This window comes from Micromonospora sp. WMMD714, assembly GCF_029581315.1.
In the GTDB taxonomy this organism is placed as follows: Bacteria; Actinomycetota; Actinomycetes; order Mycobacteriales; family Micromonosporaceae; genus Micromonospora; species Micromonospora rifamycinica.
On the sequence record NZ_CP120744.1, the window covers coordinates 4,500,897 to 4,526,912 of the forward strand.

General features: G+C 73.8%; 22 protein-coding genes. 19 read left to right on the forward strand and 3 right to left on the reverse strand.

Annotated elements, in window-relative coordinates:
• Nucleotides 1–2: 2 nt before the first annotated feature.
• The 6 genes from O7625_RS19280 (at nt 3) to O7625_RS19305 (ending at nt 5,161) form a co-directional block, all read left to right on the forward strand.
• Complete coding sequence (locus O7625_RS19280) at nt 3–674, forward strand: response regulator transcription factor (RefSeq protein ID WP_067312142.1); 672 nt, start codon at nt 3–5, stop codon at nt 672–674.
• The gene (locus O7625_RS19285; protein ID WP_282340358.1) at nt 674–1,954 is read left to right on the forward strand and encodes a HAMP domain-containing sensor histidine kinase; all 1,281 of its coding nucleotides are present in this window, start codon (nt 674–676) and stop codon (nt 1,952–1,954) included. The genes O7625_RS19280 and O7625_RS19285 overlap by 1 nt, the downstream gene beginning before the upstream one ends.
• A 163-nt stretch (nt 1,955–2,117) precedes the next feature.
• On the forward strand, nt 2,118–2,525 hold the full coding sequence (locus tag O7625_RS19290; protein ID WP_067312148.1) for a YciI family protein: 408 nt from the start codon (nt 2,118–2,120) through the stop codon (nt 2,523–2,525).
• A gap of 4 nt (nt 2,526–2,529) precedes the next feature.
• A complete protein-coding gene (locus O7625_RS19295) occupies nt 2,530–3,678 on the forward strand; it encodes a DUF6596 domain-containing protein (RefSeq protein WP_282340360.1) in 1,149 nt (382 codons plus the stop codon).
• A 160-nt stretch (nt 3,679–3,838) separates the two neighbouring features.
• Nucleotides 3,839–3,964 (forward strand): hypothetical protein, encoded by a 126-nt coding sequence (locus O7625_RS19300; RefSeq protein ID WP_269458973.1) that lies wholly within the window; start codon nt 3,839–3,841, stop codon nt 3,962–3,964.
• Between the two features lie 129 nt (nt 3,965–4,093).
• The gene (locus tag O7625_RS19305; RefSeq protein WP_067312155.1) at nt 4,094–5,161 is read left to right on the forward strand and encodes a TauD/TfdA family dioxygenase; all 1,068 of its coding nucleotides are present in this window, start codon (nt 4,094–4,096) and stop codon (nt 5,159–5,161) included.
• 78 nt (nt 5,162–5,239) lie between these two features.
• Here O7625_RS19305 and O7625_RS19310 read toward each other — a convergent pair whose 3' ends face one another.
• Nucleotides 5,240–6,595, reverse strand: coding sequence for a DUF4386 domain-containing protein (locus O7625_RS19310; protein WP_282340362.1), 1,356 nt, complete (start codon nt 6,593–6,595; stop codon nt 5,240–5,242).
• 93 nt (nt 6,596–6,688) lie between these two features.
• Between O7625_RS19310 and O7625_RS19315 the strand changes: the two genes are divergently transcribed.
• The gene (locus O7625_RS19315) at nt 6,689–7,333 is read left to right on the forward strand and encodes a TetR/AcrR family transcriptional regulator (RefSeq protein ID WP_282340363.1); all 645 of its coding nucleotides are present in this window, start codon (nt 6,689–6,691) and stop codon (nt 7,331–7,333) included.
• Nucleotides 7,334–7,400: 67 nt separating this feature from the next.
• Here the strand turns inward: O7625_RS19315 and O7625_RS19320 are convergent, their stop codons facing one another.
• A complete protein-coding gene (locus tag O7625_RS19320; RefSeq protein WP_282340364.1) occupies nt 7,401–9,659 on the reverse strand; it encodes a cytochrome P450 in 2,259 nt (752 codons plus the stop codon).
• A gap of 229 nt (nt 9,660–9,888) precedes the next feature.
• The gene (locus O7625_RS19325) at nt 9,889–10,971 is read right to left on the reverse strand and encodes an NAD(P)-dependent alcohol dehydrogenase (RefSeq protein ID WP_282340365.1); all 1,083 of its coding nucleotides are present in this window, start codon (nt 10,969–10,971) and stop codon (nt 9,889–9,891) included.
• A 73-nt stretch (nt 10,972–11,044) separates the two neighbouring features.
• Here O7625_RS19325 and O7625_RS19330 point away from each other — a divergent pair, with 73 nt between their 5' ends.
• The 12 genes from O7625_RS19330 to O7625_RS19385 all read left to right on the forward strand — a co-directional run bounded on the left by O7625_RS19330 (nt 11,045) and on the right by O7625_RS19385 (nt 25,932).
• Nucleotides 11,045–12,514 (forward strand): aldehyde dehydrogenase family protein, encoded by a 1,470-nt coding sequence (locus tag O7625_RS19330; RefSeq protein WP_282340366.1) that lies wholly within the window; start codon nt 11,045–11,047, stop codon nt 12,512–12,514.
• On the forward strand, nt 12,511–13,764 hold the full coding sequence (locus O7625_RS19335) for a helix-turn-helix domain-containing protein (protein WP_282340367.1): 1,254 nt from the start codon (nt 12,511–12,513) through the stop codon (nt 13,762–13,764). Before O7625_RS19330 ends, O7625_RS19335 begins: the two co-directional genes overlap by 4 nt.
• Before the next feature lie 173 nt (nt 13,765–13,937).
• Nucleotides 13,938–14,960, forward strand: coding sequence for a zinc-binding dehydrogenase (locus tag O7625_RS19340; RefSeq protein ID WP_282340368.1), 1,023 nt, complete (start codon nt 13,938–13,940; stop codon nt 14,958–14,960).
• Complete coding sequence (locus tag O7625_RS19345) at nt 14,957–16,432, forward strand: amidohydrolase family protein (RefSeq protein WP_282340369.1); 1,476 nt, start codon at nt 14,957–14,959, stop codon at nt 16,430–16,432. Before O7625_RS19340 ends, O7625_RS19345 begins: the two co-directional genes overlap by 4 nt.
• Before the next feature lie 2 nt (nt 16,433–16,434).
• Nucleotides 16,435–17,508: a BMP family ABC transporter substrate-binding protein gene (locus tag O7625_RS19350; protein ID WP_282340370.1), complete on the forward strand. Its 1,074-nt coding sequence runs from the start codon at nt 16,435–16,437 to the stop codon at nt 17,506–17,508.
• A gap of 37 nt (nt 17,509–17,545) precedes the next feature.
• Nucleotides 17,546–19,129, forward strand: a complete 1,584-nt coding sequence (locus tag O7625_RS19355; protein WP_282340371.1) for an ABC transporter ATP-binding protein — start codon at nt 17,546–17,548, stop codon at nt 19,127–19,129.
• Nucleotides 19,129–20,445 (forward strand): ABC transporter permease, encoded by a 1,317-nt coding sequence (locus O7625_RS19360; RefSeq protein WP_282340373.1) that lies wholly within the window; start codon nt 19,129–19,131, stop codon nt 20,443–20,445. The genes O7625_RS19355 and O7625_RS19360 overlap by 1 nt, the downstream gene beginning before the upstream one ends.
• On the forward strand, nt 20,442–21,356 hold the full coding sequence (locus tag O7625_RS19365; protein ID WP_282340374.1) for an ABC transporter permease: 915 nt from the start codon (nt 20,442–20,444) through the stop codon (nt 21,354–21,356). The genes O7625_RS19360 and O7625_RS19365 overlap by 4 nt, the downstream gene beginning before the upstream one ends.
• A 355-nt stretch (nt 21,357–21,711) precedes the next feature.
• Complete coding sequence (locus tag O7625_RS19370; RefSeq protein ID WP_282340375.1) at nt 21,712–22,656, forward strand: alpha/beta hydrolase; 945 nt, start codon at nt 21,712–21,714, stop codon at nt 22,654–22,656.
• A gap of 4 nt (nt 22,657–22,660) precedes the next feature.
• Nucleotides 22,661–23,893 carry a histidine kinase gene (locus O7625_RS19375; protein ID WP_282340377.1) on the forward strand — a complete coding sequence of 411 codons (1,233 nt, stop codon included), beginning with the start codon at nt 22,661–22,663 and terminating at the stop codon, nt 23,891–23,893.
• Nucleotides 23,890–24,492 carry a response regulator transcription factor gene (locus O7625_RS19380; RefSeq protein ID WP_282340379.1) on the forward strand — a complete coding sequence of 201 codons (603 nt, stop codon included), beginning with the start codon at nt 23,890–23,892 and terminating at the stop codon, nt 24,490–24,492. Before O7625_RS19375 ends, O7625_RS19380 begins: the two co-directional genes overlap by 4 nt.
• Before the next feature lie 228 nt (nt 24,493–24,720).
• Nucleotides 24,721–25,932, forward strand: a complete 1,212-nt coding sequence (locus tag O7625_RS19385) for a helix-turn-helix transcriptional regulator (RefSeq protein WP_282340380.1) — start codon at nt 24,721–24,723, stop codon at nt 25,930–25,932.
• Nucleotides 25,933–26,016 lie beyond the last annotated feature (84 nt).

Here is a 26,016-nt window from a genome sequence, read left to right on the forward strand (position 1 = left end):
ACATGCGCGGGGAGAGACCGAACCGGTTGCTGCTGGTCGAGGACGACGACGAACTGGCCGGCCTCCTCACCGAGACACTGGTCTACGAGGGGTTCGTCGTCGACCGGGCCGCGGACGGCCAGCGGGGTCTGCACCTCGGGCTCACCCGTACCTACGACGTGCTGGTCATCGACCGGAAGCTGCCGGCACTGGACGGGCTGGACCTGGTCGCCCGGCTGCGGTCGCGCCGGATCCCGGCCCGGGCGTTGATGCTCACCGCGCTCGGCACGGTCGGCGACCGGATAGCCGGGCTGGACGCGGGCGCCGACGACTACCTGATGAAGCCCTTCGACCTGGACGAGCTGAGCGCCCGGATCCGGGCGTTGTGCCGACGCACCTCCGATTCGGCCAACGTCCTGCGCATCGGCGCGGGCCGGCTCGACCTGACCCCCCGCGACGCGGTGCTGGCCGACGGCACCCGGGTGGCGCTGTCGGCCCGCGAGTTCGAGCTGCTGCGCGTGCTGGCGGCGCAGCCCAGCACCGTGCACTCCCGGGCCGAGCTGCGCCGCAGGGTCTTCGACGAGGCCGCCGCCGCGTCGATAGTGGACACCTACGTCTACTACCTTCGACGCAAGCTCGGCCGCGCGGTGATCCGCACCGTGCACGGCCTGGGCTACCGGCTCGGAGGGCTCTGATGGAGTTGGTGGAGCAGGCGATGGTCCGGCGGGCCCGACTGCGGATCGGCCTGCTGGTCGGTCTGGCGATCGGGGGTCTGCTGCTGACGGCGGGCGGCATCTCCTACGCCGTCCTGGTCCGCAGCCAGGATGCCCAGATCCAACGCGAACTGGCCTGGGGCACCAGCCACGCGACCATCGCCGGCCCGCCCGCCTGCAGCTGGATCTTCCAGTACGACGGGGTACGGGTGGACACCGGCGTCAACCCGCCCCCGCCCGGCTTCCCGCTGTCCGCCGCGCTGCGGACGGTGGCGGACACCGGACACGTCCACCTCGACACGGTGACCCGCAACGGCACGACCTACCACGTGCGTACCGAGGCCCGGGACGGTGGGATCGTCGTCCAGGCGGTGTTCGACGCGCGGTTCCAGCTGTCCGACCGTCGGCACCTGCTGCTCGCGTTCGCCCTCGCCGCCACGGTCGGCCTGCTCGTGGCCGTGCTGACCGGCGCGCTCGTCGGTCGTCGGGCCGTCGCGCCGCTCGCGGAGGCGCTCACCCGCCAGCGTCGGTTCATCGCGGACGCCAGCCACGAGCTGCGTACGCCGATCGCCCAGGTGCACATCCGCGCCCAGGTGATGGCCCGGCGGGCGCGTACCGGCGGGAGCGCCGCCAACCTGGAGGACCTGGACCGGCTGATCGGCGGCACCCGCCGGCTCGGCGAGATCGTCGACGACCTGCTGCTCTCTGCCCAGCTCGCCGCTGCTCCCGCCGACCGGCGGACGGATCCGCCGGTCGACCTCACCGTGCTCGTCGGGGCGGCGGTCGCTGCCGAGACCGAACGCGCCGCGGAACGCCGGATCGCCCTGGCCGTGGACATGCCCACCGAGCCCCTCCCGGTGCCGGGGGTGGAGTCGGCGCTGCGCCGGGTCGCCGGGGAGCTGCTCGCCAACGCGCTCGCCCACACGCCTCCCGGCGGCCGGATCGACGTGTCGTTGCGGGCGGCGGGCGACTACGCCGAGTTCGTGGTCGCCGACACCGGGGACGGGTTCGACCAGGCGGACGCGCGCCGCATCTTCGACCGCTTCCACCGCGGCGCGGGTGCCGGGGAGCACCGCTTCGGGTTGGGCCTGGCCCTGCTCCAGGAGGTCGTCACGAGTCACCGGGGCACCATCGAGGCGCAGGGGCGTCCGCACCAGGGCGCGGTGTTCACCGTGCGGCTGCCCGCGACCCGGCCGTCCCCTCCGACGGAGCGGGTCTCGGGGATCCGCCGGCTGCGGGCCCGGCAGCTCGTGGGACGGTGAGTCGGGCGACGCGCCGGCAGCGGCGCTGCGGGCCGACACCGTCGCGCGCGTACCGTGCCAGGGAAGAAATCGTGGTCGGCGATGTCGAGAACGGGGCGGCGGCGTCGTCCCCGGGGTGAACGCGGCCGCAACAGCTGCCGCACCGGCACCGAGGAGAACTCTGATGGCGAAGTACCTGCTGCTCAAGCACTACCGGGGCGCCCCGGCCGCGGTCAACGACGTACCGATGGACCGGTGGACGCCCGAGGAGATCGCGGCGCACGTGCAGTACATGAACGACTTCGCGGCGCGGCTGGAGGGCACCGGGGAGTTCGTCGACGCCCAGGCGCTCGCCCCCGGCGGGACGTTCGTCCGGTACGACGGCGAGGGGCGTCCGCCGGTCACCGATGGCCCCTTCGCCGAGACCAAGGACCTCGTCGCCGGCTGGATGGTGATCGACGTGGACAGCTACCAGCGCGCCGTCGAGCTGGCCGGGGAGCTGTCGGCCGCCCCGGGGGCGGGCGGCCGACCGATCCACGAGTGGCTGGAGCTGCGCCCGTTCCTCACCGAGCCGCCGACGATCACGGAGTGACCTGATGGACGCCGACCTGCTGCGCCGCCTCACCCCGGAGGTGCTCGGGGTGCTCGTCGGCCGCGGTGCCGACCTCGCGGCGGCCGAGGACGCCGTGCAGGAGGCCCTGGTGCGGGCGGTCGGGGTCTGGCCTGTCGATCCACCCCGCGACCCCAAGGGTTGGCTGGTCACCGTGGCCTGGCACCGGTTCCTCGACGCGACCCGGGCGGACACCGCCCGCCGTCGGCGGGAGGACCTCGTCGTCGAGGAACCGGCGCCGGGCCCCGTGTCCGGGGCGGACGACACGCTCCAGCTCTACTTCCTGTGCGCCCATCCGGCGTTGACCCCGTCGTCGGCGGTCGCGCTGACCCTGCGCGCCGTGGGCGGGCTGACCACCCGCCAGATCGCCCAGGCGTACCTGGTGCCGGAGGCGACCATGGCGCAGCGGATCAGCCGGGCCAGACGCACCGTGTCCGGCGTACGGTTCGACCAGCCGGGTGACGTCGCCACCGTGCTGCGGGTGCTGTACCTGGTCTTCAACGAGGGCTACTCCGGTGCCGTCGACCTCGCCGCCGAGGCGATCCGGCTGACCCGGCAGCTCGCGGCGGCGATCGACCATCCCGAGGTGGCCGGGTTGCTCGCCCTGATGCTGCTGCACCACGCCCGACGGGCCGCCCGGACCGCCCCGGACGGCAGCCTCGTGCCGCTCGCGGCGCAGGACCGCACCCGGTGGGACACCACGCTGATCGCCGAGGGGGTGCGGATCCTCCAGGCGGCGCTGGCCCGGGACCGGCTGGGCGAGTTCCAGGCCCAGGCCGCCGTCGCGGCGCTGCACGCCGACGCGCCCACCTCCGGGGAGACCGACTGGGTGCAGATCGTCGAGTGGTACGACGAGTTGGCGCGGTTGACCGACAGCCCGGTCGTCCGGCTCAACCGTGCTGTCGCCGTCGGCGAGGCCGACGGGCCGCGCGCCGGGCTGGCGGCCCTCGCGGTGCTGGACCCGGCGCTGCCGCGGCACGCCGCGGCGGCGGCGTACCTGCACGAGCGGGCCGGTGACCTGGCGACGGCGGCCCGGTCGTACGCCGACGCGGCCCACCGGGCCGGCAACCTCGCCGAACGCGACCACCTTGTCCGCCAGGCCGCCCGGCTCAACGCCGCGACGGGACAGGGATGACCGACCGGGCGAAGCGGGCGGAACCGGGGTCGGCGGCCGCCCCCCGTCCGGCCCCGGTCCGACGTCCGGCGTGAGCCAGATTGCGAGATGGCGTCTCTGTTGACGTTGCGGCGGGGGTTGGCTAGCCTGGAGCGATCATCGCCAGCCGCAGGAGAACGCCATGATCCGAGTACCGCAAGGTCCTGGATTGCTGGTGCGCGGCTACGAGGAGCCGTTGCGGGTACACCCGCCGCGGGAGGGCATGCGCCCCGGGACCGCCGCCGGGGATCCGCAGACCCCGTTCTGACGGACAGGCCCGCCGTCTCCCGTCCGGGACACGGCGGTCGCCCGCGTCGTTGATCAGCCCGGTGGGCGGTACGCCCGCGCCGGGACATTGACCCGTTTCCCGCAGAACCGACCCTCGGAGCGCACCATCATGACCACTGCAATCGATCTCGCCCCCATCTCCGGCCCGTCCGCCTGGCGCGGTGACGAGCTGCGTACCTCGACCGAGTGGGTCTACCAGCTCAGCGACGCCGAGCGCGTCGAGCTGGAGACCGTCGGCCGCCGGTTCGTCGCCGACGACCCCGACCTGCGTACGGTGACCGCCGCCGACTACCCGCTGCCGGCCTGCGCCGGGCTGAACGAGGAGTGCGCCCGCCAGCTCGACTCCGGACGCGGCTTCATCCTGGTCCGGGGCCTGCGCACGGAGGAGTACGGCGACACCCTCGCCGGGGCGATCTTCTTCCTGATGGGGCTGCACCTCGGCGTGCCGATGGGGCAGAACCAGATGGGTGACGTGCTCGACCACGTCATCGCCACCTCCAACAAGACCCTCGACGACCCGTCGGCCCTGCCGTCGCGGGTCCGCGACCGGCTGCCGTTCCACTCCGACAGCTCCGACGTGGTGGCGCTGATGTGCCTGCGGGCGGCCAAGGACGGCGGGGCGAGCAGCCTGGTCAGCGGCACCACCATCTACAACGAGATCCTGCGCCGCCGGCCGGACCTCGCGCCGCTGCTGTTCGAGCCGTGGCACTGGGACTGGCACCGGCAGGACCCGGACGCCCCGGCCCACACCTACACCTCGCCGATCTGCAGCTACGTCGACGGCATCTTCAGCACCTACGCCGGCACCTCGATGATCTTCTCGGCGCAGGACTACCCGGAGGTGCCCCGCCTCACCGAGGCGCAGATCGAGCTGCTGCACCTCTACGACGAGGTGTCCCAGGCTCCCGGCCTGGCGCTGGACATGGACTTCCAGCCCGGTGACGTGCAGTGGCTGCTGAACTACGCGGCCCTGCACTCGCGTACCGGTTACGTCGACTTCCCGGAGCCGGAGCGCCGCCGGCACCTGTTGCGGCTGTGGCTCAAGCGCGACGTCGGCCGGCCGCTGGTCGACGGGTTCGGCAAGCACGTGGTCACCGAGCGCGGCAGCGAGATCGCGCCGGGTGGCCGGTTCCGCATCGCCGAGGCGGTCGAGCCCAACTTCGAGTGGGGCAACTGACCCACCGGCCCCTCGTCAGGACGGCCCGCAGCGCCCCAGTGTCGTGGCGCGGCGGGCCGTCCGCGTAGGCCCGTCAGGTCACCGGGCGGTGCTGCGCGGCGGGGAGGCGGTCAGCGGCCGTGCGCCGGTGTCCGGTGCGGCCCGGCGGGCGGCCGGTCGGCGGTGGCGGGCGGTGCGGACGAGCAGCCAACCCGTCAGGACGACCTCACCGACGAAGGTGACCCCGGCGACCCGCACCGGCTGGCCGTCGGCGACCAGCGCCCCGGCCGAGTCGGCCAGGTAGCCCGCGCCGGCGACCGCCACCAGCACCGCCAGCCAGGTCGGTACGGTCTCCGACCGCCAGGCCAGCCAGCCGACCAGCAGCAGGTGGACGCCGAACAGCAGCAGCCCGAGATCCCAGACCTGCTGAAAGTCGGCGAGCGCCGGGTACCCGTCGGCGCGCAGCCGGTCGGCCCCCGCGTCGTCGCGGAGCAGGCCGGCGACGCCGATCAGGTGGGTCACCGCCACGGCGAGCACGACCGCGTACCCGGTGCGGCACCACGCCGCGAGCAGTGCGACGGCGGGCCGGGTGCGGTGGAGGAAGGCCCGCAGCGCCCAGCCGACCAGCACGTCGAGGCAGGCGACCGCGAGCAGGGCGATGACCGCCAGGGTGAGTGCGCCCTGCTGTTGCGGCAGCCGGGTGACGCTCTCGGTCGCGTCGGCGACGACCAGGGGCTGCACGACGCCGAAGTTGGCCCAGCCGGCGAGCACCGCCATCAGCAGCAGGCCGAGGCCGGCCGCCAGCGCCGCCTGGCGGGTGCGCGGGTCGTCCGGGTCCGCGCCGCCCGCAGCGGTGGTAGCGGAACCGGTGGTGGTGGCTGGCGCGGCGGTGGTGGCGGGACCGGCCGAGGCGGCGGGCGCGGCGGCGGTGGCCGGCGCGAAGCCCCGGGTGAGCAGCAGGACACCGAGGACGATTTCGAACAACCCGCCCGGAGCGGCCAGCACGACCCCGACCGCCACCCCCGCCACCTCGGCTGCCGCGCCGACCGCCAGCAGCGCATAGCCGGCGACGCCCCAGCAGGCGAGCCAGCGGGGCAGCCAGTGCCGGCGGGCCAGGGCCAGGCAGAACGGCACGCTGCCCAGCCCGAGCGCCAGCATGGCCAGCTGGTAGGCGAGGTCGGCGGCGCCCTCGCCGTACCGGTCGCGCAGCACCAGGCCGGCGGCGAGCAGAAACGCCTCCGCGCCCCGGGCCACCAGGTAGAGCCAGGCGGCCCCCGGGTGCGGCCGGCGCAGCGCCCGGAAGGCCAGCACCCCGATGGCCGCCACCAGCACGGAGTTGGCCAGCACCAGCGCGACCCCGGCCGGTCGCCCGGCGAGTGCGCTGCCGACGCCGTAGGCGACGAACGCCGACAGGAAGAACGCGCCGGTCCACCGACCGGCCACACGCAGGGACATCGCCGCCTCCGGATCTTCGTACTAAGTACGACTTACTTAGTACGGTACGGTGGCCGGTGCGGGCGGTCAACCAAGCGTCAGGGGGGTGACAGAGTGGGTGAAGCGGTACGGCAGCTCAGCCGGGAGGCAGTGCTGCGCGCCGCCGTCGCCATCGCCGACGCGGACGGTCTCGGCGCGCTGACCATGCGCTCGCTCGCCGCCGCGCTGCACGCCAAGCCGATGTCGCTCTACCACTACATCCGCAACAAGGACGAACTACTCGACGCGCTCGTCGACGGGGTCTTCGCCGAGATCGACCTGCCCGAGCCGGGCGGCGACTGGCGGGCCGAGGTACGCCGACGCTGCCTGTCGGCCCGGACGGTCCTCGCCCGGCACCCGTGGGCGCTGACCCTGATCGAGACCCGGACCAGCCCCGGCCCGGCCACCCTGCGCCACCACGACAGGATGCTGGGCGTGCTGCGGGGCGGAGGGCTCTCGCTGCCGATGACGGCGCACGCCTACGCGATCGTCGACGCCTACGTCTTCGGGTTCGTGTTGCAGGAGGCGTCGCTGCCGTTCGACAGCGGCGACGCCGCCACCGAGGTCGCGGAATCGATCATGGCGGGCTTCGCGGCGGGCGACTATCCGCACCTGGTCGAGTTCGCCACCCGGCACGTCGGGCAGCCCGGCTACCACTTCGGCGGGCAGTTCACCTTCGGCCTCGACCTGATCCTCGACGCGCTGGCCGCCGCCGCCTGAGGCGGGCCGGCGTCGGTGGTGACCCGGACGGGCCGACCCGGGGCCGGCCCGTCCGGGCGGACGACACCTACAGGTCGAGCACCAGCCGCTCGGAGCGGCACCGGCCCACGCAGATCATCATGCTCCGGCCGGCGGCACGCTCCTCGTCGGTCAGCAGCGAGTCGCGGTGCTCCGGCGTACCGGCCAGCACCCGGGTCTCGCACGCGCCGCAGTAGCCCTTCTCGCAGTCGTAGGTCAGGCCGGGCACCACCTCGCGCAGCACGTCGATCATGCGGCGATCCCGGGGCACCCGCAGGGTCGCCCCGGTGCGGGCCAGGTGCACCTCGAACTCGGTGTTCGTCGCCGGGTCGAAGGCGACCTCCAGATCGTCGGCGGTGAACCGCTCGACGTGCAGCTGCCCGGAACGGCCCGCCTCGGCGCAGACCCGCTCCACCGCGTCGATCATGCCGGTCGGCCCGCAGCAGTAGACGGCGGTGTCCGGCCCGGCGGCGTCGAGCAGCGCCCGCAGGTCGGGCAGGCCGGCCTCGTCCTGCGGCAGCAGGGTCACCCGGTCGCCGGCGAGCGCCGTCACCTCGTCGACGAAGGCCATCGAGGCCCGGGTACGCCCGCCGTACACCAGCCGGAACGGCACGCCCCGACGGTCGGCCTCGCGGGCCATCGCCAGGATCGGGGTGATCCCGATGCCCCCGGCGAGGAGGAGGTAGCCGGGGGCGTCGACGAGCGGGAAGTGGTTGCGCGGGCCGCGCACCGAGAGGGCGACGCCCGCGCGGGCCAGCGCGTGCAGCTCCACCGAACCGCCCCGACCGGCGGGCTCCCGCAGCGCCGCGATCCGGTACTCCCGGGTGTCGGCCGGGTCGCCGCACAGCGAGTACTGCCGGACCCGCCCGGACGGCAGCCGCACCTCCAGGTGCGCGCCGGGCGTCCACGACGGCAGCTCCGTGCCGGCCGGGTCGGCCAGCCGCACCTCGAGCACCTCGTCGGTGGCGGTGGTGGTGGCCACCATGACCAGTTCCCGGTCGCCGGTCAGGCTGGCGGTGGGCCGGGCCCCCGCCGCGTCGGCGTCGCGGCGAGGACCCGGGGTGAAGACGGCCGGGATCGCGTCCCAGCCACTCTGGTTGCCCCGGGTGGGATAGGCGACGAGCCCCTCCTCCACCACCCGGAAGTCGGGCAGTCGGGTGAGCACCTGCGTGATCATCTCGCGGAACATCAGCCGGGCCAGGTGCGCGCCCGCGCAGCGATGGCTGCCGATGCCGAAGCTCAGGTGCCGGGCGGCGTCGCGGTCCAGCCGGAGCTGCTCGGGGTCGGGGAAGACCGCCGGGTCGTGGTTGGCCGCGACCCAGGGGATCAGCACCCGGTCACCGGCGGTCACCGGGCAGCCGCCGACCTCGGTGTCGGTGCGGACGGTACGGGCCATCGACTGCGACGGGGCGAACACCCGCAGGAACTCGTCGGTCGCGGTGAGCAGCAGGTCGGGGGAGTCGATCAGACGTTGCCGGTCCTCCGGGTGCCGGCTCAGGTGCACCAGGGTCGAGCCGGTCAGCGAGGTGGTGGTGTCCACCCCGCCCGCGATCAGCAGCCCGATGACCGAGACCAGCTCGTCGGCGTCGAACAGTTCCCCGTCTGCGCGGCGCTGGGCGGCCAGGTAGCTCACCGCGTCGCCGGTCGGCTCGGCCCGCCGCTCGACGATCAGCTCCCGGATCCGCTGGTCGAGGTAGGCCAGGCCGGCGGCCCCGCGCACGGCCCGTTCGCTGCCCGGCAGGGCGGCGAAGATGTCGTGGATCGGGCCGGCGAGCTTGGCCCAGTCGGATTCGGGGAAGCCCAGCCAGTCGAGGGTGACGGCGGCCGGCAACGGGTTGGTCAGGTCGCGGACGAAGTCCACCGACCCCTCGGCGATGAAGGCGTCCACCACCCGGGTGGTGTGCCGGGCGACCATCGGGGCCAGCTCGGCCACCGCGTCCTGGGTGAGCAGCGGGTTGATCAGGTCGCGGTAGCCGGTCGCGGCGGGCGGGTCCAGCTCGATCGGGTACTGCTCCAGGCCGGGGCCCCGGGGGATGACGATGGCGGTGCCGTCACCCCCGGCGGTGGCGCGGGCGGAGGAGAAGGTGTCGTCGTCGCGGGCGATCCGGACCACGTCGGCGTACCGGGTGGTGTAGACGAAGCCGCCGTGCGCGTCGGTACGGCCCACCGGGCAGGTCTGCCGGAACTCCCGGTAGTAGCCCACCGGGTCGGTGTTGCACTCGGCCGAGTGGTGGTCGAAGGGCGCGACGGGCCGGTCTTCGGTCGCGGTCTGCGCGGCGGCCGGTGCGGTGCGCTGCTGTTCGGTCATCGGGACGTGCTCCACAGGTGCGGGACGCTGCGCGGTGTTGCCCAGCCGCGCCACTGGGTGTGGGTCTGACGCCAAGGGTAATGTCGCTCACATTGCGAGACAACGTTTCACGATAAGATGCAGCATCGTCGATGTCGGCCGGACCGGGTGGGCGGGGTGCCGGCGGGGCCGGACCGGACGCCGGCTGCCGGCCCGGCGGGACGCCGCCGTGGTGCGGCGGGCCGACCCGTCAGAGGGTCAGCACGGCCTTGCCGACCTCGCCGGACCGCAGCGCCGCCACCGCCTCGTTGATCTGCTCGAACGGGAACCGGGTGATCAGGCGGTCCACCGGGAAGTTGCCGGCGGCGTGCAGGTCCAGCAGCTTCGGCAGGAAGACCTGCGGGAGGCTGCTGCCGCCGATGATGCCGGTGATGCTGCGGCCGTTGAGTACGCTGCGCCACTCGAAGCTCATCTGCTCGCTCGGGCCGATCCCGACCACGCCGCACCGGCCGAGCGGGCCGAGCGACTCGACCGCGAGGCGCAGCACGTCCTCCCGGCCGGTGGTGTCGATCGCGACGTCGAAGCCGTGCGGGGCGATCGCGGTCAGCAGCTCGCGCGGGTCGCCGTCGGTGGAGTTCACCCCGTGGGTCGCGCCGAGCAGCCGGGCGGTGTCGAGCTTGCCGGCGTTGACGTCGACCGCCGCGACGACGGCGCAGCCGGCCGTCCGGGCGGCGAGGATCGCCGCGACGCCGACCGCGCCGGCGCCGAAGACGACGAGCGAGGACCCGACCTCCGGGCGCAGCACGTTGAGCACCGCGCCGGCCCCGGTGCCGAAGCCGCAGCCGAACGGGCCGACCACGCCCAGGTCGATCTCCTTGCTGATCGGCACCACCGCGCGGGCCGGGGCGACCACGTGGGTGGCGAACGACGACTGGCCCAGGAAGTGGCCGTTGACCGGCTGCCCGTCGCGGGACAGCGCCGAGCTGCCGTCGGGTCGCCGGCCGGTGAAGTTGACCGCGTCGAACTGCCGGCAGTAGGCGGGGTTTCCGCCCCGGCAGAGCGGGCAGTCGCCGCAGGAGGTGAAGCTCATCGCGACGTGGTCGCCCGGGGAGATGCCGGTGACCCGCGCGCCGACCTGCTCGACCACCCCGCTGCCCTCGTGGCCGAGCACCGCGGGGGTGGGGAAGAAGTTGGCGAACTCCAGGTCGGTGGCGCAGATCCCGACGCTGTGCACCCGGACGAGGACCTCGTCCGGCCCCGGGTCGGCGAGGTCGATCTGCTGGAGGGTGAACGGCCCTCCCGCGTTCTCCAGCACCGCCGCTGTGATCCGCACGCGCCCTCCCTAGTGACTCACAAAGCGAGATTGCATCTTGACATGCGAAACGTGAAGGGTCAAGGATTCGCACATGGCTGACCTGGACATTCCCACCGCCCGCCAGTTCATCGACGGCGACTGGATCGCCGCCGCCGACGGTGGCGAGCTGCCGGTGCTCGATCCCGCCACCCGGGAGCCCATCCAGTCGGTGGCCCGCGCCCGCGCGGTCGACGTCGACCACGCCGTCGCCGCCGCCCGTCGGGCCGCGCCCGGCTGGGCGGCCACCTCGCCCAGCGAGCGCGGCGCCATCCTGTCGCGCTGGGCCGCGCTGATCGGCGAGCACGTCGAGGAACTCGCCGTGCACGAGGCGCGTGACGTGGGCAAGCCCCGTTCCGGTGGGCGGCTCAACATGTACATCACCCAGGGCATCGTCGACTACTTCGCCGGGGCCGCCGACAAGCTCACCGGGGTCACCCTGCCCACCCGTACGCCGGACTACTTCGGCTACACCCGGCCCGAGCCGTACGGCGTCTGCGCGGTGATCATCCCGTGGAACGTGCCGGCCGTGCTCACCGCCGCGAACGTCGCCCCGGCGCTGGCCGCCGGCAACACGGTGGTGCTCAAGCCGTCCGAGGTCGCGCCGCTGTCGCCGTTCGCGCTGGCCGAGCTGGGCCGCCGGGCCGGCCTGCCGCCGGGCGTGCTCAACGTGGTCACCGGGCTCGGCCCCGAGGCCGGGGTGGCGCTCACCGGGCACCCCGACGTCGACCACATCAGCTTCGTCGGCTCGACGGTCACCGGGCGGGCCGTCATGCGCGCCGCCGCGGAGCACCTCGTCCCGGTCAAGCTGGAGCTGGGCGGCAAGTCCCCGAACGTGGTCTTCGCCGACGCCGACCTGGACGTGGCGGTCCCGGCGATCATCGCCTCGATCACCGAGAACGCCGGGCAGAACTGCTACGCCGGCTCCCGGCTGCTGGTCGAGGAGTCGATCCGGGCGCAGGTGGTGGAGCGGGTCGCCGCCGGCATGGCGGCCGTCCGGACCGGCCCCTGGGACCAGGACCTGGACATGGGACCGCTGGTCAGCCAGGCCCAGTACGAGCGGGTCCGGGGCTTCCTGGCCGAGGCCCCGACGGCCGGCGCCCGGCTGGTCACCGGCGGCGAGCCGGCCACCGCCGCGTTCGACGACGGCTGGTACGTCGCCCCGACGGTCTTCGACCAGGTCGACTCGGACATGCGGCTGGCCCGGGAGGAGGTCTTCGGCCCGGTGCTGGCGGTGCAGGGGTTCCGGGGCGTCGACGAGGCGGTGGCGCTGATGAACGGCACCGATTTCGGCCTGCTGGCCTGCATCTGGACCAGTGACGTGTCCCGGGCGCTGCGGGTGTCCGCGCAGGCCCGCGCCGGGCAGGTGGCGGTGAACCAGTTCCACGACGCCGGGGTGATCGGCTTCCCGTTCAACATGCAGAAGGAGAGCGGCTTCAGCCGGGGCGGCGGCTACGCGGCGCTGCGCGAGTACACCCAGGAGAAGGCCGTCGCGGTCCGGCTGCTCGACCGACCGTCGGCGTGAGCCGACCCGGTGAGCTGGCGGCGGCGCGGCCCCGGCTGGCCGTCGCCGCCGCGCCGTCGCCGGCCGCGTTCGCCCAGTGGCTCGCGGAACTCGCGTTCGGCGGTGCCGGCTGGCCCGAGCTGCTCGCCGCCGTGGCCGAGCGCACCGGGGCGGCCTGCCGCCTGGTGGCCGAGACGGGGGAGCTGCTCGCCGCCAGCGACGGCCGGGTCGGCCCCCGGCGGGACGCCGCGCCGGACGACGTACGCCGGGCGTTGGCCGCCGGTCGCGCGGGTGGCGCGGTGCCGGTCCAGGTCCGCTGCGCCGACGGGTGGACCGGCCGGGCGGTGGCGGTCGGTGCGGGGCCCCGGCGGCTCGGCGCGCTGCTGCTGGCCGAGCCGGTCGCGGCCGGGCAGCTGGCGCTGGCGGTGGCCGCGACCACCGCGTTGCTGATCGAGGCGGTCCGGCACGAGTCGCCGCCGGTCGTCCGGGACGCCGCGACGGTGCTGCGCGCGCTGCGCGACGGCCTCGGGGAGTCGCCCACGCCGACCGTGGGCGGGGCCGACCCGGTCCGGGCGGGCGTGGTCGGGCTGCTGCGGGCGGGTGAGGCGGAGCTGCTCCGGGCGGCCGCGGCGCACGGCTGGCGGCTGGACCAGCCGCACGCGGTCGCCGGGATCGCGTACACCGGGGAGCAGCCGCGCCGCTGGGCGTCCGCGCTGAGCTGGCTGGACCGGCCGATGCTGGCCGAGGGGCGACGGGCCTGGACCCTGCTGCACGGCGACGTGGAGCGGGAGGTGACCCGGTTGCGGGTCCGGCTGGACCAGATCGTCGGAGCCGGGCAGGTGCGGGTGGTCGCCGGGGCGCTGGTGACCGGGCCGGCCCGGACGGCGGCCTCGTTCCGGGACGCGGACCGGCTGCTGCGGCTGCTGCTGCGCGCCCCGGACGGGCGCCCCGAGCTGCCGTTCGGGCAGGCCGGGCTGGCGCAGGTCCTGCTGGCCGTGCCGGACGAGCGGCTGCGCTGGTTCGTGCACCGGCACCTGGGGCCGATCGCCCACCGGGACGACCTGCTGCGCACCCTGGACTGCTGGTTGGCGACCGGGGGCAGCCGGCAGGCGGTCAGTGAACGGCTGCACCTGCACCGCAACTCGGTGGGTTACCGGGTGGGCCTGATCAAGCGGTTGCTGGGGGTCGACCCGCTCGACCCGCAGACGGTCGCGGTGCTGCGTACGGCGCTGGCCGCCCGGGAGCTGCTGGCCGCATCCGAGGCCGGTTGATCCCCTGGTGGGTGGCCTGTGACCAGGCTGGACGCCCGGCTTCGTTAACCGTTCCGCCTCTTTTGCGGCAAGCCGTTGACACGCCGCCGCCCCGCAGGCAGAGTACGTCGCTAAGCAGCGAGAATCACAATGCAAGACGCCATATTGACTGGTAGAGCGTGGGGGAGGTTGCGATGCGCGCCATGGTCCAGACCGGTTTCGGCGGCCCCGAGGTGCTGAGCCTGCGCCAGCTGCCCGACCCCGAGCCGGGCGCGACCGACGTGGTCGTCCGGGTGCACTCCGCCGCCCTCAACCGCCTCGACCTGCTCCAGCGACGGACCGCCCTGCTCCCCGGCTTCGCCCTGCCGCACGTCGGCGGGATGGACGTCGCCGGGCAGGTCACCGCCGTCGGACCGCAGGTCACCACGGTACGCCCCGGCGACCGGGTGCTGATCGACCCGACCATCGGCTGCGGAGCCTGTGCCACCTGCAAGAACGGTCAACCGGGCTACTGCCCGACGCTGGCCGTGGTCGGCGGCAACCGGCCCGGCGGGTTCGCCGAGTACGTCACCGTCCCGGCCACCGTCGTGCACCGGGTGCCCGCCCACGTCGACCTCGCCGAGGCCGCCGCGCTGCCCACCGCCTGGAGCCTCGGCTGGCACGCCGTGCACCGCGTCGGCGAGGTCCGCCCCGGGGAGTGGGTGCTGGTGCAGGCCGCCACGAGCGCGGTCAGCGTCGCCGCCATCCAACTCGCCCGCCGGGCCGGCGCCCGGGTGCTCGCGGTGGCGCGTACCGAAGCCAAGCGGGCCGTCGCCGCGGACCTCGGCGCGGACGTGCTCGACCTGGACGACCGGACCGCCGACCAGGTGCGGGAGCGCACCGACGGGCACGGCGTCGACCTGGTCGTCGACCACGTCGGCAGCGCCACCTGGGCCACCTCGCTGGCCAGCCTGCGCACCGGCGGCCGGATCGTGCTGCTCGGCAACACCACCGGCGACCAGGTCAGCTTCTCCCTCTCCGACGTCTACCGGCGCGGTCTGCGGCTGCTCGGGGCGGGGGCGTACAGCCCGGCCGACTTCGCCGACATGCTCGACGCCTTCTTCGCCGGCGGCCTGCGGGTGGTCCGGGGAGCGGAGTACCCGCTGGACGAGCTGACCGAGGCGTACGCCCGGCAGGAGTCCGGTGACCTCATCGGCAAGATCCTCGTCCGGCCATGACCACCGTCCCGACGGCGGGCACCGCCGACCCCCGCCCGGCCGACCTGCTGGTCGTCGACGCCGACATCGTCACCATGGCGGCCGACCGGGCGGTCGTCCCCGGCGGCAGCATCGCCGTGGTCGACGGCCGGATCGCCGCCATCGGCCCGGCCGCGGCGCTGCGCGCGGCCCATCCGGGCAGCCCCGAACTCGACGCCACCGGCTGCCTCGTCGTCCCCGGCCTGGTCAACACCCACCAGCACACCACCGCCGACCCGCTGGTGCGCAGCAGCATCCCCGACGACGTGCCGGCCCAGCAGGCGATCTTCGACTGGATCGTGCCGCTGCACGGCGCGGTCACCGGCGACGACGACGAACTGTCGGCCACCCTCACCGCCGTCGAGTCGCTCAGCTACGGGGTCACCACCCTGCTGGAGCCCGGCACGGTGGCGCACCCGCTGCGGGTCGCCCGGGGGCTGCGCGCCGCCGGCATCCGGGGCCGGGTCGGCGGCTGGGGCTGGGACGCCCCCGACGTGCCGTACGCCATGCCGGCCGCCGACACCCTCGCCGCGCAGGAAGAGACCGTCACCGCGCTGGCCGGCGACCCGCTGGTCACCGGCTGGGTCACCCTGGTCGGGCACGACCTGGTCAGCGACGAGCTGTTCACCGGCGCGGCGGAGCTGGCCGACCGGCTCGACGTGGGAATGACCTGGCACCTGTCGCCCGGCCCGGAGGACGCCGCCGCCTACGCCGCCGCCGGCCGGTCCCGGCCGGTGCGGCACCTGCGTGACCTCGGGGTGCTCGGCCCCCGGCTGCTGCTCGGCCACGCGGTGTGGCTCGACGACGCCGAGGTCGACGCGCTCGTCGAGACCGGCACCGCCGTCGCCTCCTGCCCGGGTGCCTACCTGCGGCTCGGTCAGGGCTTCAGCCGGGCGGGCCGGCACACCGCGCTGCACCGGGCCGGCGGTCGGCTCGCGCTGGGCTGCGACTCGCACAACGCCGGGGACACCCCGGACCTGTGGCGGGCCGCCCGACTCTTCGCCGGCCTGGAGCGGGACCGGGGCGTACCCGACCCGCTGCGCGCCGACGAGGTCTTCGCCCTGGCCACCGTCGACGGCGCCGCCGCCGTCGGGCTGGGGGCGCGGACCGGTTCGATCGAGGTCGGCAAGGCCGCCGACCTGGTGCTCCTGGACACCCGGACCATCCCCTGGATCCCGGTCGGTGACCTGCCCACCCAGCTCGTCTGGGGTGCGGCCGGGCACACCGTCAGGGACGTCCTGGTCGACGGCCGGCTGGTGGTCCGCGACGGGCGGATCACCACCGTGGACGTCGACGCCCTGCGCGAGGAGGCCGCCCAGCGTCGGGCCGCCCTGCTGCGCCGGGCCGGTATCGACATCCCCCCTCGCTGGCCCACCGTGCCAGCGACCGAGTACTCCGCGCGCCGGTCCGTGCCGGGCGGCGCGTCGGCCCCACGTGAAGGGAAAGCACCATGACAATGAGGATTGCTCGGGGTCCGGCGGCGCTGCTCGCCGGGGCGCTGGGATTCGCCCTGGTCGGTTGCGCCAGCAACGACGCGACCGCGCCGTCGGCGGGAGGGTCGGCCAGCAGCGGTACGGCCCCCGCCGGGCAGCCCGACGCCAACGGTGACGGCAAGGTCGTCATCGGGGTGCTCAGCCCCGGCGACATCAACGACAACGGCTACTACGAGAGCTTCGTGGTCGGTGCCGAGAAGTTCGCCACCGAGAAGGGCTGGCAGGTCATCAAGCGCGGCAACGTGCCGCCGACCGAGGCGCTCAGCGCCGCCCGCGCGCTGTGTCAGCAGGGCGTGGACATGGTCGCGCTGGGGGCGTCCGAGCTGAAGGACGCCATCCCCGCCTCCGAGGAGGCGGTCTGCGCCAAGACCTCCTGGTACGTGCCGTCGTCGGAGAACATCCCGCAGACGCCCCGGGTCACGCTGTCCAGCGACGACCCCAACCAGAGCATGCTCGCCGCCGGGTACGCCACCGGCCTGGTCATGCAGCAGAAGAACGCCACCAAGGCCGGCTTCGTCACCGGCATGGAGGCCGACTTCTCGGTCAACGCCGCCAAGGCGTACAAGGCGGGCATCCGGATGGTGGTGCCGGACGCGACCCTGGTGACCACCTACACCGGTGACTTCAACGACTCGGCGAAGGCCCGGGAGGCCGTCCAGGCGCAGATCAGCCAGGGCGTCAAGGTCGTCTACCCGTACCTGGGCGGGGCCACCGACGCCGCCGCCAAGCTGGCCAACACCGGCGGCGCGCTCACCCTGACCCCGGGCACCGACCGGTGCGACTCGACCGACCCGCGCTTCGACATCTCGGTCATCTTCGACCCGGGCGCGTACTTCGCCGCCGCGCTGGAGCTGTTCGCCAAGGGCGAGATGACCCTCGGCACCACCAAGAAGTGGGAGCTGGGCAAGGACCCGTTCCCGGCCGTCAAGATCTGCAAGCCGACCCCGGAGCAGACCCAGAAGATGGACGCCTTCGTGGCTGACGTGGCCAGCGGCAAGACCGACACCGCCGCGACGGTCGCCAAGCTCGGCTCCTGATTCCCGCTGCCCGACGACCAACGAGGTGAAACGGACTGTGGACGTTGACGACCAGCTGACGCCGGCTCTCACCCTGCGCGGAGTCAGCAAGCGTTACGGTCCGGTCGTCGCCTGCGACGCCGTGGATCTCGCCGTACGACCCGGCGAGATCCACGGCCTGCTCGGCGAGAACGGGGCCGGAAAGTCGACCCTGATGAAGATCCTGCTCGGGTTGGTGCACCGCGACGCCGGCACCATCACGCGCGGCACCGAACCGGTCGAGATCGACAGTCCGCAGGTCGCCGCCGACCTCGGCCTGGGCATGGTGCACCAGCACTTCAGCCTGATCGAACCGCTCACCGTCTGGGAGAACGTCATCCTCGGCGACACCGGGCGGATCGACCGGGCGGCGGCCTGCGCCCAGGTCGAGGAGGTCTCCCGTCGCTACGGGCTGCCCATCGACCCGAACGTGCGGGTCGACCGGCTCTCGGCCGGGGAACGGCAGCGGGTCGAGCTGATCAAGTGCCTGCGCCGTGACCCGTCCATCCTGATCCTGGACGAGCCGACCTCGGTGCTCACCCAGGCCGAGTCGGCGGAGCTGTTCACCGTGCTGCGCCGGGTGGTGCAGGCGGAACGGCGGGCGGTCATCCTGATCAGCCACAAGCTCGCCGAGATCATGGCGGCCACCGACCGGGTGACCGTGCTGCGGCGCGGCGCGGTGGCGTTCCACGGCGCGACCCGGGACACCACCGCCCAGGAACTCGCCCGGCAGATGGTCGGCCGGGAGGTGTCGTTGCAGACCGAGAGCGCGGCGCTGGGCCTGCTGCCCGTCGAGCGTCCCGAACCGGTCGAAGAGGTCACCGCCGCCCCGGCGACCGGCGACCCGGCAGCGCCGGAGCAGCCGGCGGCGTTGCGGCTGCGCGAGGTGACCCTGCTCATCGGCGGACTGCCGGTGCTGGACAAGCTCAGCCTCGACGTGGCACCCGGCGAGATCGTCGGCCTGTACGGGGTCGAGGGCAACGGCCAGGCCACCGTCGGTGAGCTGCTGTCCGGGCTGCTGGTCCCCGACTCCGGCACCGTCGAGATCGACGGCCGGCCGGTCGACCTGGTGCGTCCCGGCGCGCTGCACCACGCGGGCCTCGGCATCGTGCCCGAGGACCGGCACCACTCCGGCGTGGTGCTGGACATGAGCGTCGCCGAGAACCTGGTGATGAAGTCCCTCGCCGGGGTCACCACCCGGGGGGTGCTCAGCCGGCGGCGGATGCACCGGATCGCCCAGCGGCAGATGGCCGAGTTCAACATCGTCGCCCCCTCGCCGGACACCCCGCTGCGCAGCCTCTCCGGCGGCAACCAGCAGCGGGTGGTGCTGGCCCGGGAGCTGTCGGCCGGGCCGAAGGCGCTGGTCGCCGCCCAGCCCACCCACGGGCTGGACGTCGGCGCGATCGAAGACATGTACGTGCGGCTGCGGCAGGCCGCCGCGGAAGGGGTGGCGGTGTTGCTGATCTCCACGGAACTGGAGGAGGTGATGGCCCTGGCCAACCGGATCGCGGTGATCTCCTCCGGCCGGATCGTCGGGGTGCTCCCCACCGCCGAGGCCACCGCCGAGCGGCTCGGCATGCTGGTCGGCGGGGTGAGTCACTGATGGCGACCCTCGGTATCGACGGCACCGGCCAGCGGCTGCTGCGCAGGCTCAACCCCGGACCCGGCGGCTGGCAGGTCGGCCTCGCCACGGTCGCCACGGTGGGCGTCGCGCTCGGCCTGTCCGCGCTGCTGATCGCGGTCACCGGCGGCTCGCCGACAGCCTCCACCAAGGCGCTCTACCAGGGCAGCATGGCCTCCCCGGCGGCCTGGTCCACCTCCCTGCTGTACGTCGCGCCGCTGCTGCTGGTCGCCGTCGGGGCCTGCGTCAGCGCCCGCTCCGGCTTCTTCAACATCGGCCAGGAGGGGCAGGTGCTGATCGGCGCGCTCGCCGGCGCGTGGGTCGGCCTGCGGCTGGCCGTACCCGGACCGCTGCTGCTGGTCCTGGTGCTGCTCGCCTCGGTGGTCGGTGCCGGCGTCTGGGCCGGGCTCAGCGCGTTGATGTACCGGTTCCGGGGCGTCAACATCGTGGTGAGCACGATGCTGATGACCTTCCTGGCCCAGCAGCTCATCTCGTTCGCGGTGAACACGCCGTGGCTGCTCCAGGAGTCCCGGCTGGGCCGGGGCACGCTGTCCCCGCAGTCCAACCCGGTGCCGGAGAACGCCCGGCTCACCTCCCTCGGCGAATACCCGAACCTCCAGCTCAACGGCGGTCTGGTGCTGGCCGTCGTGGTGGCGGTGGTGCTGGCGCTGGTGATGGCCCGTACCCGTTGGGGTTTCCGGTTGAAGATGGTCGGTCTCAACCCGGCGGCGGCCCGGCACGCCGGGGTGCGGGTCGGCGCCCTGGGCGGCATCGCGCTGGCCATCTCCGGGGCGCTGGCCGGTCTGGCCGGGGCGCTGCTGCTGACCAGCCCGGTCGGCACCAACCGGTTGCAGCCGGGGATGTCGCTCAACATCGGCTGGGACGGCCTGCTGGTCGCCCTGGTCGCCCGGAACAACCCGCTGCTCGCCATCCCGGTGGCGGTGCTGTTCGGTGTGCTGCGGGCCGGCGGCAGCTTCCTGGCCGCCACCGGTGTGCCGTCGTTCCTGGTCGACGTGGTCAAGGCGCTGCTGGTGCTGGCCTTCGTCGCACCCCCGGTGGTGATCGGCATGCTGCGCCGACGCCGCCTGGCCGACCAGCCGGCGGCCCCCACCGCCACCCCGCCGACGCCGACCGCTCCGACGGCTGTTCCGGCGCCGACGGCCCCGGCCGACGGCTCGGCTCCGGCCGGATCGACGGCCCCGGTGCCCGGCCCCCGGACCACCGCGCCGCCACCGGCGGACCCCGGCGACGCCGGGACCGCCGGCACCAAGGACGCCATGGAAGGCAGGTTGGCATGAGCGCCGCCGACAACATCGCCACCATCCTCTCCAGCGGGGCCCGGCTCACCGTGCCGTTGGCCTTCGCCGCCTGCGGGGAGTACGTCGCCCAGCGCGCCGGCACCCTGAACATCTCGGTCGAGGCGATGATGCTCGGCGCGGCGTTCGGGTCGATCGCGGTCGCCAGCGCCACCGGCAGCGCCACCGTCGGCCTGGTGGCGGGCGCGCTGATCGGTGTGGCGGTGGCGTTCGTGCACGGCATCCTGTCGCACCGGGTGCAGATCAACACGTTCGTCGTCGGCCTGGTGCTCAACGCCCTGGTGCTCGGCCTGACCAGCTACCTGATCACGGTGAGCACCTTCACCGGCCACCAGGTCTGGCAGGTCGACGTCCCGGTGCTGCGGGACATCCCGATCGTCGGCCCGATGCTGTTCGTCCAACGCTGGCCGGTCTACCTGCTGCTGGCGGTGGTCCCGCTGACCTGGTGGCTGGTGGAACGCAGCCGGTGGGGGCTGGAGCTGCGGGCGGTGGGGGAGAACCCGCAGGCCGCCGACGTCAGCGGCATCGAGGTCAACAAGCGACGGCGGCAGGCGCTGCTCTGGTGCGGGCTGCTCGCCGGGCTCGGCGGGGCCTACCTGGCCGTCGGTGAGGTCGGCTCGTTCAACCAGAACATGACCGCCGGCCGGGGCTACCTGGTCATCGCGGCGGTCATCTTCGGGGCCTGGCGGCTCGGCCGTACCCTGATCGGCTGTGTCGTCTTCGGCCTGGCCGACGCGATGCGGCTGGCGCTGCCGGCGCTCGGGGTCACCATGAACTCGCAGCTGCTGATCGCCGCGCCCTACCTGCTGGCGCTGCTGGCGATGCTGGTCTTCGCCACCTCGCACCGGGAACCCCGGGCACTGGCCCAACCCTTCCAACGCGGCACCACCTGACCGGAAGCTCCGGTCCGCCACGACGGCGCGGCGGCCGCCCCCGGCCCGGGGGGTGGCCGCCGCGCCGTCGGTGGTCGCGGTCCGCAGCCGCCCCCCGGCGGTCGGGTCGCCCGGTCCCAGCTGCCGGGCCGACCGCCCCCAGGCTGCCTGGTCGCCCGGTCCCGGCGGTCGGGAGAGCCGGCGAGCCCGGACGGGGCGGCGGGTCGGGGTCGGCACCTGCGCGCGGCACACCATGACTTTTTGTCACGACCGGTCGTGACAGCCGGACACTTACCCCGGGCCTCGCGCGGTTGATTGGCTGGTCATGCAGCACCGGAGCGATCCGGACGCGCCGCCGATCCGAAATGAGAACCCCATGCGTAGACCCGTGCGAGTCGTGCTCACCACCGTCGGTGTCCTGGTCGCCCTGCCGGTGCTCCTGCTCGCGACCACCGCCGTGGTGAACGTCGTGGCGACGAAGTCGGAAGCCTCCTCGATCAGCCGGTACGGGCAACTCGTGCCGGTGGACGGCAGGCGGATGAACGTGGTGGTCGCCGGTAGCGGTGCCGAGACGATCGTGCTCCTGCCCGGCCTCGGCACCGCCGCCCCCGCGCTCGACTTCCAGCCGCTGATCACGGAACTGGAGAGCACCTACCGGGTCGTCGCGGTCGAACCGTTCGGCACCGGCCTGAGCGACCCCGCCGACACCGACCGGACCGCCGCGAACATCACCCGGGAGGTGCACGGGGCGCTCCGGCACCTCGGCATCGACCGGTACGTGCTGATGGGCCACTCGATCGCCGGGATCTACGCGCTGACCTACGCCGCCAGCTACGCCGACGAACTCGTCGCCTTCGTCGGCATCGACAGCAGCGTCCCCGACCAACCCGGCTGGGACGACCCGATCCCGACCGACCTGATCGTCGGTCTCAGCAGGCTCGGCCTCACCCGCGCGTTCGCCGCGCTCGCCGACGACCCCTACGCGGGCCTGCCCTACGACGAGCGAACCCGGGAACAGCTGAGACTGCTCACCGCGCGGAACGCGGCGGCCCCGACGATGGTGAACGAGATGGAGCACGCCTCGGCGAACTTCGCCGCCGTCAGCGGGAAGACCTTCCCCAGGGAGCTGCCGGTGCTGCTGTTCGTCCGCTCGGACGATCACGACGTGCCGGGTTGGGTCGCGCTCCACGAGCGGCAGGCGGCGAGCGTCGAGGACGGTCGGGTCGTCCTCCTGGCGGGCGACCACTACCTGCACCACACCCGGTCGGCGGAGATCGCGCAGCAGACCAGGGCGTTCCTGACGCCGCTGTCGCTACGCTGAGCCGGTGACGGACGCCGGCCAGGGTGTCCCACGGGTGACCGCCGACCTCCGGGCGATGCGCCTGTTCACAGTGTTCTCCCTGGGACTGGGGATGCTCATCGGCGGCCTGGTGCAGGTGCTGCTCGGCGTGGGCACGGTCACCGGGGCGCGGGCGGTCACCCTCCTGGTCACGACGGTCGCCGCCGTCCTGGTCGGCCTGGCCACGATCCCCCTGCTGCTGCACGGCCCCGACGAGGTGCCGCCCCGCCATCCGCTCGTCCCGGTGCTGCTGGCGCTGTCCGGCGCGGTCTGGGTGCTGGCCGTCGTGCCGCCGTTCGCCGGCTGGGGGTGGGCGTTCACCCTGGCGATGGCGGGCGGGGTGCTCAGTTGCCTGGTCCGGGGCCGGTGGCGGGCGGCGGTGATCCTCGGCTGCTGGGCGGTGATCGGCCTCGGCGGGCTGACCGGCGTGCTGACCCGGTCGCGCGTCGGGCCGCCGCCCGACACGGCCGCCGACGCCATCGTGCTCAGCACCCTCGCGGTGTTCACGCTGCTGCCGCTGAGCGCGGTCTGGGTGCTCCAGGTGGTGCTGCGCCTGGAACACGCCCGCCGGCTCGCGTCCGACCTGGCGGTGGCGCGGGAACGGCTCCGGTTCGCCACCGACCTGCACGACATCCAGGGCCACAACCTCCAGGTGATCGCGTTGAAGAGTGAACTGGCGGAGCGCCTGCTGCCCGGCCAGCCCGAGCGGGCCGGCCGGGAGATCGCCGAGATCCGCCGGATCGCGCAGGTGGCCCTCGACGACACCCGCGCGGTGGTGAACGACTACCGCACCGTCACCGTCGCGGCGGAGGCGCGCAACGCGGCGGCGGTGCTGCGTTCCGCCGGGATCCGGTGCACGGCGCGCATCGGGACACCGGACCTGCCGGTGGCCCTCGGCGCGGTGTTCGCCGTCGCGATCAGGGAGGCGGTGACCAACGTGCTGCGGCACAGCCGGGCGACCGAGGCCACCATCGACCTCGTCCGCGTCGCCGCCGACTACCGGCTGACCGTCACCAACGACGCCGCAGGCGTGCCGCGCCGGGACGGAACGGGCCTGGCCGGTCTCGCCGAACGGGTCGCGGCCCAGCGCGGGACGGTCGAGACCACCCGCGAGGGGGACACCTTCACGCTGGTCGTCCGCATTCCCGCGCCGGACACCGACCCGCCCGGAGCACAGGAGCCTGCCTCCCCGAGGAGACGACGGAGGACCCGACGGTGATCCGAATCGTGATCGCCGACGACGAGGAACTCATCCGGGGCGCGCTCGTGGCGCTGCTCTCCCTCGAGCCCGACATCGAGGTCGTCGCGGACGTCGCCGACGGCGAGGCCGCGGTCGCGGCGGCCGTCGCCCACCGCCCCGACCTGACCCTGCTCGATCTCGAAATGCCCGGACTCGACGGGGTCGACGCGGCCCGCCGCCTGCTGCGTCTCGTCCCGACGCGGGTCGTCATCGTCACCCGACACGCCCGACCGGGGACGTTGAAACGAGCGCTCAGCGCCGGGGTGCACGGCTTCGTGCCGAAGTCCACCCCGGCGTCGGAGCTGGCCAGGATCATCCGATCGGTCGCCGCCGGGGAGCGCTACATCGACGCCCGCCTCGCCGCGTCGGCGCTCACCGAACAGGAGAGCCCGCTGACGGCCCGGGAGACCGACGTGCTGCGACTGACCCGGGACGGCCTGCCCACCAAGGAGATCGCACGGCAGCTCAGCCTGGCCCACGGCACCGCCCGCAACCACATCTCGTCCGCGATGACCAAACTGGACGTCGATTCGCGTACGGCCGCCGCCACGATCGCCTGGGAGCAGGGCTGGATCTGAGTGCCCCCACCCGTCGCCGCTTTTCGCTATCTCGCCGGAATTGCGGTATCGAAGCGGCGTGATGCCGCAACATCGGCGACATTGCGTCGGTCGGAGCTGTTGCCGTAGGTCGGCGGGCCGCGTGACGGCGTGGAACGAGGGGTTATGTGGTGAGGGGGCGCTCGGTAGCGTTGGTGTGACGGCGGCCGGTGGGCCGCTAGCGCATCCCGCGCTGACGAGGAGGTCGGGGTGGATTCCTTGCCGGAGTTGACGTTCGGGCAGCGGTTGAAGGTCTACCGGGAGCGTTCCGGGAAGACCCGCGCGGTGCTCGGTGGGCTGGTCGGCCGCAGTGCCGAGTGGGTCAAGGCGGTGGAGACCGATCGCATCCTGCCGCCGCGCATTCACATGTTGGACCGGATCGCTCGTGCTCTCAAGATCGACGTCGCCGTCCTCGCTGGCGAACTGGGCAACCGGTCAGCGGTTGTCAACGGTCCGGAACATCCGGCGCTGGCGTCGGTGCGGGACACGGTGAACCGCCTCGTGGTCCTCCCGGACGCTCCGGCCGAGTCGTTGTCCAGCCTCCGTGAGCGGCTCGCGGCGGCGTGGCGGGCGCGTCATCAGGCGTCGGACCACCGGACGGTGCTGGGCGCGTTGCTTCCGGGGCTGCTGCGGGACGTGCAGCATGCCGCCCTGGCGTACGAGGGTGCGGAGCGGCGACAGGCACAGGCGTTGTTGGCCGAGACGCTCGGGCTGGTGCAGATGTTCCTCGCCTACCAGCCCGCTGCGGAGCTGATCTGGCGGGTCGCGGATCGGGCGATGGTGGCGGCCCAGGAGTCGGGTGACCCCGAGGCAATCGCCCGTGCCGGGTGGTTCCTGGGGCAGGTGCACCGCGACACCGGGGACTGGGACACCGCGACGGCGGTGACGCTGGACGTGCTGTCCGCCCTGGAACCCCGGGCGGCTGAGGGGGGTACGGGTCTGCTGGCCCTGTGGGGGGCGTTGAACTTCGAGGCCGCCTACACCGCCGCCCGGGCGGGAGAGGAAGGCCGGGCGTGGCGTTACTGGGACCGCGCGGACCGGGTCGCGCAAAGCCTGCCGTCGGGCTTCTACCAGCCACAGACGTCGTTCTCCCGGGCCATCATGGGCGCTCATGCGGTGACCGTGGCCGTGGAGTTGCAGAAGTCCGGCGAGGCGCTGCGGCAGGCGCGTCGCCACGAGGCGGCGGCGATTCCGTCGAGGCCGCGCCGGGCGCGGCACCTGATCGAGGTCGCCCGTGCACACTACGGAAAGGGCGACAAGGAGACGACCGTGGCGACGCTCCGGCAGGCGTACGAGTCGGCCCCGGAGACGATCCGCTTCAACGGGTACGCCCGACAGATCACCCTGGACCTGCTCGACGGTCCACGGTCCACCCGCGACGAGGCCCGCGACCTGGCGGTGAAGGTCGGCCTCGTCCCGTGAACCGGGGGTAGGAACCCTACCCGTTCAGCACTGTCACCCTACGTAGCGTCTTCCGCACGGGATGCGGCGGGCGGTGCGTTTTCG